This is a genomic window from Microbacterium sp. CCH5-D1 (assembly GCF_001557335.1).
In the GTDB taxonomy this organism is placed as follows: Bacteria; Actinomycetota; Actinomycetes; order Actinomycetales; family Microbacteriaceae; genus Microbacterium; species Microbacterium oxydans.
The window spans coordinates 1-16,924 of record NZ_LSJW01000218.1 but is presented as its reverse complement, the minus strand read 5'-3'; the positions used below and the strand labels follow the sequence as shown (position 1 = coordinate 16,924).

Genomic DNA, 16,924 nt, shown 5'->3' with positions numbered 1-16,924 from the left:
CAGGAGACGGCGTCGGGGTGGGCTCAGGAGCCGGGGTCGGCGCGGGCTCAGGAGCCGGAGCGGGCTCGGGAGCGGGTGAGGGCTCCGGGGACGGCGCGGGCGCGGTCACCGCGAAGTCGTCGATTCCCACCGGAACAGCAGCCCTGGCCCCGGAGGACGTGTAGAGCGCGAAGCCGTATCCGCCTGCGGACTGAATCCGCGCGTTCGAGTCGTCGGAGTACGTCACCTGCCAATCCGCCGGCTCCGCGGCGTTCGACTCCCAGGCCTTGGCCGCCAGGGCCACCGGACTCGTGCCGGCGACGCTGAACGCCACCGTCAGCGTGTCACCGCCCGTCACGGTGAGGGGAAGCCGACGCTCGGCCAGATGCTGCACGCGCATGAGGTCGGTGAGCCGCACGACCGATACGTAGGCCGAGCCGTCGGGATGGACGCGCACGCGCACCCCGTACGAGTCGGCGCCGGACACCCGGACCGCCTGGGAGAGGTAGAGCGGCCCTCCCACGGGCAGCTCGGGAACGGTCAGCGAGAACCGGCTGTCCACATCAGCGGCGACCGCACCGTCGATGGTGGCCCTGGCGGTGATACCCGGCTTGCGACTCGCGAGCAGCGCCTGCTCGCCGGTCACGCTCGCCGTCCCTTCCACGACACGCCATGGGCCGTCGGGCGAGGACCCCCACCCCGAGTCGACCGTGCGATCCATGTCGTCGGCGATGACGGGAGCGTCCGTGGCATCGGCGGACTGTGCGAGGAGCGGAGCGTCGTCGGCCAGTGCCGACGCAGGAACGGCTGTCAGCGCCGTCGTGAGCGCGACGGCAGCGGTCAGCACTCCTGCGAGCATCGTGCGGGTGCGTCGCCGGGGCGGACTCGAAGTCTCGCGTGAGGTGCGGTCGAGGAGCGGAGTGGGCACGGTGTCACCGTCTTCTGGGGCAGATTCATGATCACCCCGCAGCTCCGCCGCAGTTTCAACCCCGGGCAGCAAAGTGCGAGTCCCCCTCGCAACTCATGAAGAATACCCCGGCCATCCCGGCGAAGACAAACGGAAACGGCGAGGCACCGATATACTTCGTCGCTTCCGCGACCCGAGGGGCCTCGGATGTCGCCTCAGTCGCTGTAGTACTCGCTGCGGTGACGATCCGGCCGGGCGCGGTTCAGAACCGTGCCGAGGATGCGGGCACCGCCCGACTCGAGCGACTTGATGCTCTTGGCGAGCGCGGCGCGGCGCGTCTTCGTCGCGTCGACCACGAGGATCACGCCGTCGGTCTGGGTAGCGAAGAGGTTGGCGTCGGCCACGCTGAGGATCGGCGGGGAATCGATGACCACGTAGTCGTACTCCGCTGCGGCGAAGTCGAGGAGCTGGTTCATGCGCGCCGACGTCAGGAGCTCCGCCGGATTCGGCGGGATGGTACCTGCGGGCAGGATATCGAGCGTGCTGTCGGCGACACTGTGCTTGGCGACCTCGAACTCGACTTCGTCCAGCAGCACGCTGGTCAGACCGATCGAGCCGTCGATGCCCGCGTGCTCGTGCGCCCGCGGCCGCCGCATGTCGGCGTCGATCAGCAGCACCGAGTTGCGCAGACCGGCGAGGGTCATGGCCAGGTTGACCGAGATGGTCGACTTGCCCTCCGCCGGCATGCCCGACGTCACCAGCAGCACCTTCACCCGCGAGGAGACGTTCGCGTAGGCCAGAGCCGACCGGATACGGCGGAACTCCTCCGAGGTGTGGCCGAGCGGCTCCTGCGCGACGGCGATGCCCCGCATGGCCAGGAGAGGCGACTTCGAGACGACGCCCAGAACAGGGTCGCCACCCGCCTCCGTCAGCGTCTCCTCGTTGCGCATACGGGTGTCGAGCACTCCGATGAGCACCGCGATGGCGAGGCCCAGGACGCCCCCGAGGAAGCCTCCGAGAAGGGCATCGCGCGGCTTGCTCGGCGTGAACTGGAACTCAGGCACGACCGCGTCGTCGATGACCTGCGCCGTGATCGTCGATTCGCCCTGCGGGTCCTTGGGCGCCACGTCCTTGACCACGATGATGAGCTGGTCCGCCACGGCATCGGCCAGCTCGGCCGCTGCCTTCGGATCGTCCGTGATCCCCGTGATCCGCAACGTGACCGTGCTCTGGGGGATCGTGACCTCGATGTCCCTTGCGAGGGCTCGCGGAGTCGTGTCGAGCCCCAGCTCCTCGATGACGGGGTCGAGCACCCGCGAGCTGGTCGCCAACTGGGCGAACGACAGCATCTGGCTCTGCGTGTACACAGAGCCCTGGTTGAGGTCAGAGGCGCTGGTTCCCTGGTTCAGGGCGAAGTACAACGAGGTCGTCGCCTGGAACAGGGGGGTCTGCAACGAGGCGTACCCGAAGGACCCTGCAGCCCCGACGACCGCGCAGAGCACGATCGCCCACCAGAACTTGCGCAACGAGCTGGCGATCACGCGCAGACTCACCCGGCTCTCGCCCATGACTCCCCATTCCCCCTGAGACTTCGATTCTAGAGGTGTTCGTTCCTGCGACCTCATGATTGTGCAGGGGGCTTCCCGACGAGGCGCTGCCGGTGCACGGGTCCGAGCCCGTCTTGGAGTGCTTCCTCTGACTGCTGCCCCCCTCTGCCGATCACGTCCGCGTCGCGCGCCCACGTGATCGCCAGGCCCACGCAGAACCAGAGGAACATGCTGTACTGCGTGATCAACGCCACCACCACGAGGCTCGGCAGCTGTCCGACGACGGCGATCGACGCCGGGCTCCTGGTCGAGCGTCGTACGGTCATGATCGCCGCGCAGACCAGGGCGGCCATGATCAGCAGTGTGGGGACGTACCCGTACCGGAGCAGAGTGAGGACGAGCGCGTTGTCGACGGAGCGCGCGAAGTAGCCGAGGTAGTAGTCCCCCGAGACGAGCGAGTGCCAGTCCCCCGGGTTGCCGAAGAGCTGCACCTGCTGGAGGAGCACCAGGAGATCGGTCCGGTAGTCCGCGCTGCCGCCCGCCTCGTCACCCGCCGCCCCGAAGACGGAGTCGATGATCGGGATGGCGATGGCGGTGCCGATGACACCGGCCGTGACGACGGCGACCCGGAACCGCGTGGACACCCCGACGATGAGGAACGTGGACAGCACCAGCGTGAGCACGAGGGTGAGCTGTCCGGCTCGGCTGAACGTCAGCACCGTCGCCACCGCGACGATCACCACGCCGCCGATCTTCGGGATCAGCCGCCACTTCGTCGCCACGATGAACGCCGACGACATCGCCAGCGCCGCTCCCAGGGCGATCGAGTGGCCGAACGCGCCCTCGACCCTCAGCACCCCGCCGCGTTCCTGGAGAGGACTCCAGGTGTCGTAGACCACGCCGGATCCGGGGATCAGGACGAAGGGATTGAGGGAGGTGAAGAACTCGATGATGCCGAGGACGGCTGCCACGATGGCGACGACCGCGATCGTCGACGTGACCCATTCCGGCGCGACCCGGGCGAGCACCACGCGTCCCCAGAGATAGGGGATGACCCATTCGAGCAGAGCGGCGACGAGCGACGGGAGATCGACCGTTCCGAAGCCGTACAGCCCGACGATCACGATGACGAATGCCACGACCCAGGCATCTGCGGCGCGCAGCGGGACGACCGACCAGTTGACGATGATCATCAGGGCGGTCAGCAGCGTTATCGCGGCCCAGTAGAAGCCGATGTTGACGCCGACCCAGAGCGGCACGAAGAAGAGGACGCAGGCCCAGCCCACGAACGCCGTGCGCGGCAGCAGCCTGAGCACGAAAACGACGATGGCCACTGCTGCGATTCCTCCGACGGCGAGGAGCGCGATCGGAACAGCAGTGGCCATGCGTCAGGATCTTACTGGGGCGCGGTGACGCGGAACGAATCGAACGAGACGTTCAGGGGCGCCGTGGAGCTGCCCGACCGGTTGCCGCTGAGACCGACGGAACCCGCAGCGAGCGGAGTCGTGTCCGTCGCGTTGATCTGCCAGTTCGCGGGCTCTGTCGTGCCGGTCGCCCAGATCTTCGCCGAGATGGCGGTGGAGGCCGATCCGGTGACGGAGACCTTGAGGCTGTACGACGTGTTCGCCGCCCACACGAGTCCGGGTACAGCCTGCGTCAGCAGCACCGTTCCCTCGCGGTGGACCACGAGCCAGACGGTTCCGTCAGGACGGAGCCACGCACGGGCGAAGTACTTCCCGGCAGCGGTCTGCCTCGCGATCACGCCGACGTAGGCGCCGCCCGCGGCGGGAGCCTGGTCGACGCGGAACTGCGTCTCGAGGATCGCGTCGCCGATCGAGGTCGAGTTGAGCGTGGCGTGGCGGGTGTCCCCCGCGACCAGACTCAGCTTGCCCTGGCCGTCGGCGACGGTCGCCGCCGCCTGCGAACCGCCGGCGACCGTCCACGCTCCGCCCGTGACCGCGGTTCCCCAGCCGGGCCCCGCCGTGCGGTCGAACTCATCGCTCGCGAGCGCGGCCGGGTTGGGCTGAGGCTGCGGGTCGACCGGCGGTGCCGTGACCGTGACCTGCTGGGTCGCGGTGTGGGTGGCCCCCTTGTCGTCCGTCACCGTGAGGGTCACCGTGTAGGTGCCCGCCGCGGTGTACGCCCGCGAGCTGGTCGCCCCCGTGCCCGTCGATCCGTCTCCGAAGTTCCAGGCATAGGAGGCGATGGTGCCGTCCGAGTCGATCGATGCCCCACCGTTGACGTTCACGGTCAGCCCCGTGGTCGTCGCCGTGAAGGCCGCGGTCGGCGGCACGTTCGGCTGCGGCTGCGGCTCCGGCTGCGGCTCGGGCTGCGGTGTCGCCGCCCCGAGGTTCTTCAGCGTGAAGTCGTCGAAGCTCGCCAGGTTGGTGCCGGTCGCGCTGCCTGCGCGGTAGGAGAAGACCGTCGGCGCCCCCGCGACCTGCAAGGCGGGCGTCGTGTCCGTCGTGGAGAGCTGCCAGTTGGCGGGCTCCGCAGCTCCGGCAGCCCACAGCTTCGCGCGGATGGTCGTCGTCCCGGACCCCGTCGTCTCCATGGCGAGGTTGAACGTGCTTCCCGCGGTCCAGGTGAGACCGGCGACGGCGGTGCTGGCGATCGCGGTTCCGTTGCGGTGGATCACGAGCCACGTGGTCCCGTCCGCCCGGTGCCACGCGAGTGCGCGGTACCCGTTGGAGCCGGAGCGACGTGCACCGAGTCCTTCGTAGGCCACACCCGTCGACGGGCCGGAGGCCAGCGTGTAGGTGATGCGCGCGGACGTGTCGAGGAGAGACGTTCCCTGCAGCAGCATCTCGCGCGTCTCACCCGGCGTGAGGTTCACCTTGCCGACGCCGTCGCCGACGGAGGTGACGGCGGCCGAACCGCTCATCGGCGCCCAGGTGCCGCCGATGTCGGCCGCGCCCCATCCGCTCGACACGACACGACCGAAGGAGTCGGACGCGGCGAACACCTGAGCCTGGACGGTCACGGACTTCGTGACGCTGGCCGATCCGCCGAGGCTGTCGGTCACCGTGAGCGTGATGTCGTGCGCACCGGGCTGGGCGTAGGTGTGACCGGCGGTCGCACCGCTGCCCGCGGCCGTGCCGTCACCCCAGTTCCAGGAGTACGACAGCGTCGCGCCGTCGGAGGCGCTCGAGCCCGCGGCCGAGACGTCCACGTTCATCCCCGACGCCGTCGCGGTGAAGGTGGCGACCGGGTTCGCGTGGGTCGTGACGGACTCCCGCGTCGTCGTCGCCGTGCCACCGCGGTTGTCGGTGACCGTCAGAGTGACCGTGCGCGTGCCCGCCGAGGCGTACACGTGGCTGGCGACCTGGCCGGAGGACGTCGAACCGTCGCCCCAGTTCCAGTCGTACGAGGCGATCGTGCCGTCCGAATCGGTCGATGCCGAGGCGTCGGCCGAGACCGAGAGCCCGGTGCCCGACAGCTCGAAGGACGCGGTCGGAAGGACGTTGGCCGCCTGCACCGTGACGGGGTTCTCCGTCGTGGTGGCCAGGCCGTTGCTGTCGGTCACGGTGAGCTTGACGGTGTACGTGCCCGCCGCCGTGTAGGTGTGCGACACCGTCTTACCCGTCGCGGTGGCCGAGTCGTCCCCGAAGTCCCAGCGGTAGCCGGTGATCGTGGCCGAGCCGGTCGGCGCGGACGTGCTGGCGTCGAATGCCACGGCGAGATCCGTCGGCGTCGAGGTGAAGGCCGCGGTCGGCGGCTGGAAGCCCTTGCCGATGCCGTAGTGGGTCTGCACCTGCGCGGCGGTGAGCGCGTAGGGGTACACCGCGACCTCGTCGAGAGCTCCCTTGAAGTTGCTCGAGCTCGGTGCGGAGGGCCAGCTGTTGAGGTTGTCCCCGCCGACACGCCAGTACCCGACGTAGTTCTCGGCGGTGGTCGCGCCGGCCGCGGACGAGACGAGCACGCCGTCGATGTACAGCTTCATGCCGTCAGCGCTCTGCGTGGCCACCGCATGGTGCCAGGCGTTGTTGTTCAGCGCCGTGGTGTTCTGGATCGTCTGCGTGCTGCCGTTGTAGGTGCCGAACACCAGACGCCCGTTGTTCGTCATGTAGAGATGGCGGTCGTAGCTCGTGGAGTCGCCCGAGGCCGCCGACCCGTAGCCGAGCAGCTTGCCACCGGTGTTGGTGTTGGTCTTGAACCACAGCTCCGTGGAGAACTCCGTCGATGCGGCGATCTTGTCGGTCGAAGAGGCTCGCCCCGACGAGGTTCCGCTGAACGTCGATGCGCCGGTCGCGGTGTTCTCCACGCCCGAAGCCGACGACGTCACGCCGGAGCCGAACACGGGAGGGTTCGCGCCCGCCCAGTCCTGCACCGCGGTGCCCAGCGGGTAGTAGAGCTGCGGGTTGTCGGCCGAGATCGCGTTCGTGTAGCTCGAGACCGTTCCCGACGCGACCGTGACGCTCATGGCCTGGCTGCTGACGGTGTTTCCCGCGCTGTCCTTGGCGCTGACCGTGTACTCCTGCTGCGATCCCGGTGTCGCCGTCTTGTCCTCGAGGGTGACGGACGGCCGGTTCCACCACGTGCCGTTGGCTGTGGTCGTGGCGACCGGCGTGGCCGTGCCGGTGCGACGGAGCTCGTACGTGAGCGTCAGATCGTCGCGGTCCCAGTTGGCCGGGATCGACACCCGGACGCGACCGGGGATGAACGACTGCGCCGTGCCGGTCCAGTTCGCCGCCGCGAGACGGGGACCGTCCTTGGCTCCGCCAGGGGGGTTCGTCGAGAAGCGCACGAGTCCCTCGAAGCGGCCGTTGTTCACGGACCGGAACTCACCGCCGATCGAGATCATGTTGCCGGCGCCCGTGATCGACAGACCGGCCTGTCCCATGCCCGTCGTCACACCGACGGCCCAGTCGGGCGTCCAGGCGTAGGGCGACGGTGCAGGAGTGCCCGCCCAGTTCTTGTAGGTGCCGCCGGCTGCGGGCTGGTTGCCCAGCGAGCCGCGAGCATCCGCCGTGTACGCCTCCGAGTAGCGGTGCGTGCGCGGGTTCTGCTCCGGGTGCAGGCTCATCGTGCCGCACGCGTGCGTGTGGCTGGTCGTGTAGACGACCTTGCCGGTGGAGTACACGCCGTAGTGGTCACCGAGGCAGTCGGCGATCCAGCGGACCTGGCCCGTCCCTGCTTCCGCCGCGAAGGTCCCCTCCAGGTTTCCCGTGGCGGCGTCGGCGTAGACCCAGCCGGTGCCGTACACGGCCTTGTCGTCGGCGGCGAGACCGAAGATGCCGGCCTTGCCGGAGTTCGAGCCCGTGTTCGAGCCGTTCTTGACCGTCTGCGGGAGTGCCCAGGACGTGTCGACCGCGCCGGTCGCCTTGTCCAGTGCCACGGTTCCGCGCATCGTCAGGTCGCCGTTGACCTGCGAGAAGCGCCCGGCGGCGATGACGTTCTGCCCCGCGGGGTCCATGACCATCGCGTCGACCTGGAGGTCGGTCTGCGGCGCCCAGCTCAACAGGGCTCCGTTGGCGGCGTTGAAGCCGGCGAGGTTCTTGCGGGCGGTGCCGTTGCCCTGCGTGAACAGCCCGCCCACGTAGACGCTGGTGCCGGAGGTTGCGAGGGCGTAGACACCGCTGCCGCCGATCGACGGGTTGAAGCCGGCCACGAGCTGGCCGGTCACGGCATCGAGGGCCGCGAAGTTCCAGCGGGCCTGACCGTTGACGGAGTTGAACGATCCGCCGATGTAGATGCGGCTGCCGTCCGGCGACGCGGCGACGGCCTTGATCACACCGTTCACCTGCGGCGCGAACGAGAGCAGCTGACCCGTGTTGATGTCGTAGGCGAGCACGTTGGAGCGGGCCGTCAGGCTCGTTCCCGGCGTGGCGAGCGGGGCCCTGGCGTTGTCGAACTTGCCGACCGCATAGACGGTCGACCCGATCATCGTCTGCGCCCAGACGTAGCCGTTGTCGATCTGCACCGTCGGAATCGGATCCGAGGTGACGACGTTGTCGTCACGCTGCAGCAGAGGCGGTGGGGTCGAGGGGACGTCTGCTGACGCCGCCTGCGCTCCCAGTGTCGTCATGCCTGCGACGAGCAACGCCGCCGTCACGACAGACGCGAGTGCGCTCAGCGCTCGCCTCGTGGTCGATGTGTTCCCCATAGTGACTCCCCAGCCGCCAGTTTTCTTCTTCGAAAATGAGTTAGTGCAAATGAAAAACGAAAGTGATGCGAGTGATTACGTGCGCGTCAGGACAGCTGGCCGGCGAAGGTGGCCACCGGCTCGCCTGCGGCGTAGTTGACGCTGATCTTCACCGAGCGCCCCTGCGTCGGATCGAGCATGAAGACGTAGGTGCCGGTGGTCTTCGCGCCCGCGGCGACCTCACCCTGCAGGGGTTCGTTCGGGCCGGCGGTCGTGGAGACCCCGATGTCGCCGTCGTCCGTGACGAGACTGACGACCGCGGAGTCGACGCTCTGCGCACGCTTCGAGTCGTTGGCCACGGTCAGCGTGACGACCACCGCGGGTCCGGCGTACTCGCCGGGCGTCTCGGGCTTGATCGTCGTGGTCGAGATCTTGTCGATCGTGACGACCATGTCGGTGGAGAGGGAGATGGGCGCGTCGAGCGCTCCGTTCTCCTCTGTGAGCGCCGGGCCTTCCGTGGGCCCCTGGGCCTCGGTGTCGGCGGGCGGCGTCCAGTCGGTGGTGCTAGTGCCTTCCGGCGCCGGCGATTCCGATGCGCTCGGCGCGGCAGCGGTGCAACCGGCCGTCACGAGTGCCAGCGCCACCAGAGGCGCGACGAAGATCGCGCGTCGTGAGCGCGAAGTGCCGTCCCCAGAACGGCATGATGAAACGTTGAACACTGCAGCTCCCCAGAACCCAGATTCCTCAATCCCGAAGCCCCCTCGGCTTCAGGTCCCCTTCAACCGCGCGGAACGCGGCGTCGGCTAATCCTAGTGTGAGGTCTGGAAAACCACAAGTGCCCGGTCAGGAAGCGTGTCGACGATGGCCCGTGAGCTGTGCGAGGACCGTCGCGATGGCGGCATCGACCTCGTGGATCGTCTCCAGGTGACCGCGACTCCCGTGCCGATCGGCGATGCTCGTCGGATCGACGGTCCCCCGGGCCTGGAACAGCTGACGCAGGCGTGTCCCGGGGCCCCCAGGCGGTGTCAGCGGGACGGCGCGGGAACGTGCACGGTCGAGGTGCGCCACGTACTCCACCACGCGCTCGGAGGCGGAGGACGAGAAGCCCTCCCCCAGATGGGCGGCTTCCTTGATCGTGAACATCCAGTCACGCGAACGCGGTGCCATCCTCACCAGTTCGCCACGGATGTCGCGCGATGCGGTCAGCACGATGCTCGCCTGCTCGACCTGCTCGATCGTCACCGGCTGCGCCCGATGCTCCTGCGCCCAGGCCTGCCATTCCTCGTCCTCATGGACCGAGGCCACCGCCGCGCAGATCGGGTCGCCGGCGTTCGCCCGCACACCGGCACTGCTCACGGTGATGGGGGAATCCGCGCCGAGCCCGCGACGAAGAGCCAGCTCGCCCAACGGCGACCGGCACACGTTAGCCGCGCACACGACCAGGATCTTCTCGTCCGTCATGCGGAGGCACCGAGCCTTCCGATCTCGCGGAACCACTTCACCGCGGCGAGCGCGAGGAACAGGACAGCGGCCAGGCACAGAGCGCCGTAGCCGACGAGGAATGCCGGCGTCCACCCCCACAGCACGAACACGAGGCACACCAGCCCGAAGTCCGTCGGCAGCAGGATGAGCGAGCGCAGCAGGGTCCCGCCTCCTCGCTCGTGGGTCGACGCCACCGCGTGCTTGCCCTTGAGCAGATCGTTCAGGAGCATTCCCGAGAACGTGGTCGTGGCGACGATGCTGAACACGATCGGGATCAGCAGGAGAAGAGGCGTGTGGGGAAGCACGCGATAGAGCCCGATCAGCACGGCGAGGTGGAGGGAGGCGATCTTGAGAGTGTCGATGAAGTGATCGAGCCACTCGCCCTGGGGGCTTCCCCCGCCGCGCAGACGCGCCACCTGACCGTCGGCCGAGTCCCAGGCGTAGCCGAGCACCAGCAGCAGAGCGATCAGGAGGCCCATGGGCACGTTCACGGGGCCGAACGCGATGAGGCCGATCGCGATGAAGGAGTGCACCGCGCTGATGATCGACACCTGGTTCGGGGTGAGACCGATCCGATACGCGACGGCGGCGAGCACCCGACCGATGCGCCGATTGACGTACACCGAGTAGGCGGGCGCCCCACGAGCGTGCCCCTTCTGCGCGCGTGCGAGACGGTGATAGGCGTCTACGACCATTTCCTGCCCTTCTGGCCCGAGGTGTGCGTCCGCGCGATCCGTCGGGCTTCGCGCACACCGCGAAGATAGGCCCGGATCGGAGCGGGCGACTGGATCAGCTGTCGTCGGCCACCGCGGAGGATGACCTCCCTGGCGGTGCGCGGGATGGACCGGCACCAGCGCTGCACGGCCTCGTCATCGAGATGGCGCACGGCGTAGAGCATCCGATTGCGGATGTTGTAGTAGTAGTAGCCCTCGGACTTGGCGCGTGAGGTCTCGGGCTCCGCGCGCTGCGTGCCTCCCTCGTCGTGCACGGCCCTGGCGTCCTCGACGAGGGCCAGCGATCCGCCGGCCGACACGACACGACGCGAGAAGTCGACGTCCTCCCAGTAGAGGAAGTATTCGTCGTCGAACCCGCCGGCGAGATCCCAGACCTCGCGCGTGATCCACAGGCAGGCCCCGCTCAACCATGGTTCGAACGGCTGGGTGTCCCCGGCGTCGCGCTTGCGGCGTGCGCGCATGGTGCCGTCGGCGAGCAGGAGATCGATCCCGGCGAACCAGGTCTTGCCGTCCGAGTCCGTGATGACCGGCGAGGCGAGGGTCGTGCGCTCGGCGTCGGTGGCTGCGGCCAGTCGGCGCAGCGACGCGCGATCGATGTGCGCGTCCGGATTGATCACGAGGACGTCGGTGGCACCCTCGGCGAGCGCGCGCGTCACCCCGATGTTGACCCCGCCGCCGAAGCCCGAGTTGGATCGCGGTTCGATCAGGAGCCAGCCCTGCGCGTCGGCGATCGTCGCGGCAGCGCGCCGTTCTTCGGCGTTCGACCAGTTGTCGACGACGATGACGAGCGCATGCTGATCGATCGCGCGCGCCTCGCGCTCCACCATCACCAGGTTGCGCTCGAGCAACCCCGCCGAGGCGTAGTTGACCACGACCACGGCAAGCCGTCCGTGCTCGATTGACACGCGATCCTCCCCCCGGATCCGGATCACGGATCGCCTCGGGTCGCCGGTCGAATTCCCCAGAGTCGCGACCGACGTCGACTCCCAGGTGAACGACTATACGCGAGAGCTTCCTCGACGAGCGGCTTCAGGGGTTCACGATACGATGAGCCGGCGTCGGAGTCGAGGCGCGATACTGCCATGGGGATGGGGCGGATGACCAGGGGACCGGAATCGAACGACATGATCAGGGTGACGATCGGCGTACCCACGTACCGGAGGCCGGAGCTGCTCCGAGCGCTGCTGCGCACGCTTCCCGAGCGGATCGCCGAGTGCGCAGACCTCGGGGTCACGGTGGACGTGCTGGTGGTGGACAACGATCCCTCCGGCTCCGCCAGGGAGGTGGCCGCCGGTGCGAGCGTCCCGGTCCGCTACGTCGTCGAACCCGAGCCGGGGATCGTCGCCGCTCGCAACCGCCTCCTGGACGAGTGCGCCGACCGCGACCTGCTGGCCTTCATCGACGACGACGAGGTCCCGCGAGAGCGGTGGCTCTCCGCGCTCATCGAGGTGTGGCGCGAACACGGCGCCGATGCCGTGATGGGGCGCGTGATCTCCGTCTTCGACGAGGACGTCGACCCGTGGCTCCTCGCATCCGGCACCTTCCGACGGCCGCCAAGGGAGACGGGCACCGTGCTCCAGGTGGCAGCGGCGGGCAACCTGCTGCTGGACCTCCGCTCCATCCGGCGGCTCGGTCTGCGGTTCGACCCTTCGCTCGGTCTCGGCGGCGGCGAGGACACACTCTTCTCCCGGCAGCTCGCCCGACGAGGCGGCTTGATCGTGTGGTGCAACGAGTCCGAGACGGAAGACCTCGTCGTCGCCGCGCGCCTGAGCCGCGCCTGGGCGGCACAGCGTGCCTTCAGCTCGGCGAACGCGGGCACCCGCATCCAGCTCCAGCTCACCGACGGGAAGATCCGCCGCGGGGTGCTGCGACTGCGGGCTCTGGTCGGAGGCGTGGCCCGTATCGTCGTCGGCGCCCTGCGGAGAGCCTTCGGCGCCCTGACCTCGAACATCACCCATCACGCCAGGGGAACCCGGCTCATGCACCGCGGACGGGGCACGATCGCCGCCGCCCTCGGTCGACGCTACGACGAGTACCGACGCCCATCGGAGGATGACGCCACCATGACCGTTCCCGGATCGACCATCCGCGTGATGCAGTCGTTGGGCGCTCCCCGTCCGACGACGAACCCGTATAACAAGATGCTCGACGAAGCACTGGGCTCGACCGAGGGCCTCACGCGTCTGCGGTTCTCGTGGGGCACTGCGCTGTTCGGGCGCTATGACGCCTTCCACTGGCACTGGCCGGAGGCGAAGCTGCACGGATCCACCTGGTGGAAGTCCACGGGCAAGTATCTGCTCACCGCCGCGCTCGTCTTCCGTCACCGCCTGTCGCGTCGGATCGCCGTGGTGCGCACGGTGCACAACATCGAGCTGCCGGACGACAACGCGCCGCGCCTGTGGCTGCTGCGTTTCATCGACCGCCACACCGACTACCGGATCGTCATCAACGAGACCACCCCGCTCGCGCCCGGCACGCCGCACAGCTTGATCCTGCACGGCGACTACCGCGGCTGGTACGCGAAGTTCCCCGCTGCGGAGAAGGTTCGGGGCCAGCTCGGCTCCTTCGGCGGGATCCGCCGCTACAAGGGCCTCGAGGGGTTCATCGACGCCTATGCGGAGGCCGTCGCGGTGGAACCGGCTTTGAGCCTGCGGATCGGCGGACGCCCGTCCACCCTCGAGCTCGGCGATGACCTCCGTGCACGGACGGCAGACCTCCCCGGAGTGAGCCTGCACCTCGACTTCCTGAGCGATGCCGAGCTCGTGCAGCTCGCGACGTCTTCCGACCTCATCGTGCTGGCCTACCGGTTCATGCACAACTCGGGCAGCGTGCTCGCCGCCCTGTCGATGGACCGACCCGTGCTCGTGCCCCGCAACGAGGCGAACGAGACGCTCGGACGCGAAGTCGGTCAGGAGTGGGTGCTCATGTACGACGGAGACCTCGATGCTCCGACCGTGGTGGAGGCGTGGCGGGCGGCGACCACGCTGACGGGTTCGCCCGACCTCTCCCGACGGGACTGGGCCGATGCAGGCCGTGCCCACGCCGACGCGTTCCGCGCGGCCGTGCGAGTGAAGCGACGCGGCGCGAAGCGCTAGACGACGGTGGGCCGCGACGCGGTCACCTCGGGGGCAGCAGCCCCCGCACCAGGGCGGCGACCATCACTTGCGTGGTGAACTGCCGCTCGACCTCGATGCGCCCGTTCCGCCCGAGCTCGGCGGCGCGCTCGGGGTGATCGAGAAGACGGAGCAGCGCGAGGGCGAGCTCGGCGGGATCCTCAGCGGGAACGAGGTGACCGGTGCGCCCCTCACCGACGTACTGGCGCATCCCCGGGGTATCGGAGACCACGACCGGACGGGCCGTCGCGAGGGCTTCGAGCGCGACAGTCATCCCGGATGCGTGGAGGTTCTCCCTGGTCGGAACGACCACGACGCTCGCCGTGGCGTAGAGGTCACGCAGCTCGGCGTGCGGCAGATGGCGGACGACCCGCACCCCCTCCGGCGGGTCGAGGTCCGAACGGGTCTGCACGACCACGTCCGTCTCCGGACGGATGGCGAGCACACGCGCGAGCGCCGCGAAGAGAGTCGCCGGGTCGCGGTCTCTGTCGTTGCCGGCGCTGACGATGCACGGCCGCGCCGGGTAGGGCCTCGCGACGAAGAAGGAGCTGTCGATGCCGAAGGGCACCGCGAACACCCGCGTCTCCGTTCCCCCCAGCATCGTGCGCAGCGGCTCGACCTGCGCCTCGCTGAGCACCCAGGCGGCCTCCGCCCTGCGCAGCATCGCCAGCATCCGCTCCGGTGCTCCGTCTGTCTCGGCCATGTCGGTGAGCCAGATCACGCCGGTGGCGAAGCGATCCCGCGGGTGCGTGGTCTGCATCCGATAGGCCGTGTTCTCATCCCAGGTGAGCGCGAGACCGCGGGCGGGACGCGGCCCCAGGGAGAGTCGCGAGCGAGCCCGTGCGATTCTGCTCGGCGGGGCGAGGTCGACCACCTCCACGGCCGCGTGGTCGCGTAGCGCATCGAAGCCGTACGGCCAGACACTGGGCACCTCTCCCCTGGCGTGGCTCTGCTCCCAGGCGCGCGCCGACTGTTCGGCTCGATGCGCCCAGGTGAGAGTCAGGGAGGGACTGCCCTCGGATTCCACGAGCCAACTATGGACCTCGCCACGGATCCTGGCAAGAGAGAAGTTCCGGAGATCGCTTCGCTCTGCCTTCGAGCCCCGCCTTCGCGCTCCGGCGCTAGAGCTCGCCGGGCTTCATCACCTCGGCGTCGATCGCCCTGATCACGCGTTGCGCCGCGGTGTCGGTGGGCGGCTCGACGCCGACCGCATGGTCCTTGCTCCGACGCTTCGGCGCGTACACGACGAGCGAGTGGAACAGGAACCGGGCGAAGAACGCCACGATGAGCGAGAGGCCTGTCGCGACGACGCTCGAGATGTGCCACGACTCGACCATCAGCGCCATCACCGGGATGCGCAGAGCCGCCTCGACGTTGTTGAAGGCGAAGGAGCTGGCGAAGCGGATGCCGAGACCACGGGCATCCGTGCGCATGTCGGCGAACACGAACCGCTCCTGCAGCAGGAAGTTGCCGATGATCGTGACCTCGGCTCCGATGATCGCCGCCCAGATGTACGGCACGTCCGCGGCCGTCAGCACCCACATGATGCCGAGGTTCGCTGCTGCTCCGATCACGCCGATCAGTGCGAACAGCGACATCTTGCCGAAGCGCAGTCGCGCGAGGTGCTCGAGGAACATCGCCCCCTGACGCAGGCTCGCCTTCGAGGTGCCGTGGCGACGCTCGGCGAACTCCATCGGCACCTCGGTGATGCGCATGTCGTTGCGGGCCAGGATCTCCAGGAGGATCTTGAAACCGCGAGGCTGGAGCGTGGAGAGGTCGAGGCGCGCGCGGTCGACGAGGAAGAAACCGGTCATCGGGTCGGTGCTGTGGGCCAGGCGGATCGGGAACATGGCCCTGGTGAGCCAGGTCGCCACGCGGGAGACGCCGAAGCGCACCGCCGTGCCGAGACCGCTCGTATCCCCTCCGCCGACGTAGCGCGACGCGGCGACGACATCGGCGTCCCCCTGCGAATACCGGGCGAGGAGGGCGGGGAGGAGCTCGGGCGGATGCTGGAGGTCGCCGTCCATCACGATGCAGACGTCGGCCGCGGCAGCCCCGAGCCCGACGACGACCGCGCCGCCCAGACCCCCGGTGTTCTCGGAGCGGTGGAGCACGCGCACGGGGATCGGCGCGTCCGCCGCGACCCTGGCGATCTCGACTGCCGTATCGTCCGTGCTGTCGTCGACGAACAGGATCTCCGCGTCCCACCCGTCGAGCGCTGCGGCCGTGCGCGCCACGAGCTCGGCGACGTTGTCGCGCTCGTTGAACGTCGGCACGATGACCGTGACCCGTGCCCCCACGTCCGCCCCCTGTCCCTCACGCGCATCGCGTGCGGCCTCCATCGTTCCACGGGTTCCTATGCGGAAGGAAACCCGAACCTGCTAGACTCTCGAACCGCGGCTGTGGGAGTCGCGGAGCGGATGGGGATCCGCTTACTGGGGAATTACTGATCTGGGGAGATCATGGGGACGCGTATCGGCTATGCCGTTGGTGCTTTCGACCTGTTTCACGTCGGGCATCTGAATCTACTTCGTCACGCCAAGCAGCACTGCGACATTCTGATCGCCGGTGTCGTCAGCGACGAGATGCTGCGTCAGGTGAAGGGCATCGAGCCCGTCATCCCGACCGCGGAGCGTGCGGAGATCGTGAAGCACATCTCGTTCGTCGACGACGTCTACGTCGAGACGACGCCTTCGAAGATGGACTCGTGGCGCGACGTGCAGTTCACGCACTTCTTCAAGGGCGACGACTGGCGCGGCACCGACAAGGGCCTGCGCTTGGAGCGCGAGTTCGCCGAGGTCGGGGTCGAGGTCGTGTACTTCCCGTACACGGCGCACACGTCGAGTTCGTCGCTGCGCCGCGCCCTCGACGCGATCACCGCCGGGGCGAACGCTCCCGCCGTCGCCTCGGTGCGCTGAGCGCCTGAGCGGTCACCGGGGTCACCCGGTCGATCCGCCCGGTCTGCCTTCGCGCGGCTCTGTCTGCCTTCGCGCGGCTCTGTCGGCCCTCGCGCGGCTCAGTCGGCCCTCGCGCAGCTCAATTGGCCCTCGCGCAGCTCAATTGGCCCTCGCGCAGCT

General features: G+C 68.9%; 11 protein-coding genes and 1 pseudogene. 2 read left to right on the top strand and 10 right to left on the bottom strand.

The features are described from left to right. The 8 genes and pseudogenes from AX744_RS20330 to AX744_RS12990 form a co-directional block, all read right to left on the bottom strand. A pseudogene (locus tag AX744_RS20330) lies at positions 1 to 907 on the bottom strand (hypothetical protein); the annotation flags it as partial. A 194-nt stretch (positions 908 to 1,101) separates the two neighbouring features. Further along, positions 1,102 to 2,454 (bottom strand): polysaccharide biosynthesis tyrosine autokinase, encoded by a 1,353-nt coding sequence (locus AX744_RS13020; RefSeq protein ID WP_052748602.1) that lies wholly within the window; start codon positions 2,452 to 2,454, stop codon positions 1,102 to 1,104. 53 nt (positions 2,455 to 2,507) lie between these two features. Continuing rightward, complete coding sequence (locus tag AX744_RS13015) at positions 2,508 to 3,818, bottom strand: hypothetical protein (RefSeq protein ID WP_061017332.1); 1,311 nt, start codon at positions 3,816 to 3,818, stop codon at positions 2,508 to 2,510. 11 nt (positions 3,819 to 3,829) lie between these two features. Next, positions 3,830 to 8,539, bottom strand: coding sequence for a PKD domain-containing protein (locus AX744_RS13010; protein ID WP_061017330.1), 4,710 nt, complete (start codon positions 8,537 to 8,539; stop codon positions 3,830 to 3,832). A gap of 86 nt (positions 8,540 to 8,625) precedes the next feature. Next, entirely contained in the window at positions 8,626 to 9,162 is a 537-nt protein-coding gene (locus AX744_RS13005; RefSeq protein ID WP_058631554.1) for a DUF4352 domain-containing protein, read from the bottom strand. 199 nt (positions 9,163 to 9,361) lie between these two features. Then, positions 9,362 to 9,979, bottom strand: a complete 618-nt coding sequence (locus tag AX744_RS13000; RefSeq protein WP_061017328.1) for an arsenate reductase/protein-tyrosine-phosphatase family protein — start codon at positions 9,977 to 9,979, stop codon at positions 9,362 to 9,364. Then, positions 9,976 to 10,695, bottom strand: a complete 720-nt coding sequence (locus AX744_RS12995) for a CDP-alcohol phosphatidyltransferase family protein (RefSeq protein WP_061017326.1) — start codon at positions 10,693 to 10,695, stop codon at positions 9,976 to 9,978. The genes AX744_RS13000 and AX744_RS12995 overlap by 4 nt, the downstream gene beginning before the upstream one ends. Next, positions 10,686 to 11,639 carry a glycosyltransferase family 2 protein gene (locus tag AX744_RS12990; protein WP_231728810.1) on the bottom strand — a complete coding sequence of 318 codons (954 nt, stop codon included), beginning with the start codon at positions 11,637 to 11,639 and terminating at the stop codon, positions 10,686 to 10,688. The genes AX744_RS12995 and AX744_RS12990 overlap by 10 nt, the downstream gene beginning before the upstream one ends. 192 nt (positions 11,640 to 11,831) lie before the next feature. Between AX744_RS12990 and AX744_RS21040 the strand changes: the two genes are divergently transcribed. Next, entirely contained in the window at positions 11,832 to 13,829 is a 1,998-nt protein-coding gene (locus AX744_RS21040; RefSeq protein ID WP_231728809.1) for a glycosyltransferase, read from the top strand. A 22-nt stretch (positions 13,830 to 13,851) separates the two neighbouring features. On the opposite strand, the gene AX744_RS12980 is transcribed toward AX744_RS21040, so the two are convergent. Further along, positions 13,852 to 14,874 carry a glycosyltransferase family 4 protein gene (locus AX744_RS12980; RefSeq protein ID WP_061017324.1) on the bottom strand — a complete coding sequence of 341 codons (1,023 nt, stop codon included), beginning with the start codon at positions 14,872 to 14,874 and terminating at the stop codon, positions 13,852 to 13,854. Positions 14,875 to 14,968: 94 nt separating this feature from the next. Continuing rightward, complete coding sequence (locus tag AX744_RS12975; protein WP_061017322.1) at positions 14,969 to 16,189, bottom strand: glycosyltransferase; 1,221 nt, start codon at positions 16,187 to 16,189, stop codon at positions 14,969 to 14,971. Between the two features lie 120 nt (positions 16,190 to 16,309). On the opposite strand from AX744_RS12975, the gene AX744_RS12970 reads away from it, so the two are divergent. Next, complete coding sequence (locus AX744_RS12970) at positions 16,310 to 16,765, top strand: adenylyltransferase/cytidyltransferase family protein (RefSeq protein ID WP_046746655.1); 456 nt, start codon at positions 16,310 to 16,312, stop codon at positions 16,763 to 16,765. Positions 16,766 to 16,924: the final 159 nt, after the last annotated feature.

What these genes read in the sequence shown, in the direction of transcription:
- AX744_RS13020 (WP_052748602.1), bottom strand. Translation starts at nt 2,454, where the DNA reads ATGGGCGAGAGCCGGGTGAGTCTGCGCGTGATCGCCAGCTCGTTGCGC.
- AX744_RS13015 (WP_061017332.1), bottom strand. Translation starts at nt 3,818, where the DNA reads ATGGCCACTGCTGTTCCGATCGCGCTCCTCGCCGTCGGAGGAATCGCA.
- AX744_RS13010 (WP_061017330.1), bottom strand. Translation starts at nt 8,539, where the DNA reads ATGGGGAACACATCGACCACGAGGCGAGCGCTGAGCGCACTCGCGTCT.
- AX744_RS13000 (WP_061017328.1), bottom strand. Translation starts at nt 9,979, where the DNA reads ATGACGGACGAGAAGATCCTGGTCGTGTGCGCGGCTAACGTGTGCCGG.
- AX744_RS12995 (WP_061017326.1), bottom strand. Translation starts at nt 10,695, where the DNA reads ATGGTCGTAGACGCCTATCACCGTCTCGCACGCGCGCAGAAGGGGCAC.
- AX744_RS21040 (WP_231728809.1), top strand. Translation starts at nt 11,832, where the DNA reads ATGACCAGGGGACCGGAATCGAACGACATGATCAGGGTGACGATCGGC.
- AX744_RS12975 (WP_061017322.1), bottom strand. Translation starts at nt 16,189, where the DNA reads ATGGAGGCCGCACGCGATGCGCGTGAGGGACAGGGGGCGGACGTGGGG.
- AX744_RS12970 (WP_046746655.1), top strand. Translation starts at nt 16,310, where the DNA reads ATGGGGACGCGTATCGGCTATGCCGTTGGTGCTTTCGACCTGTTTCAC.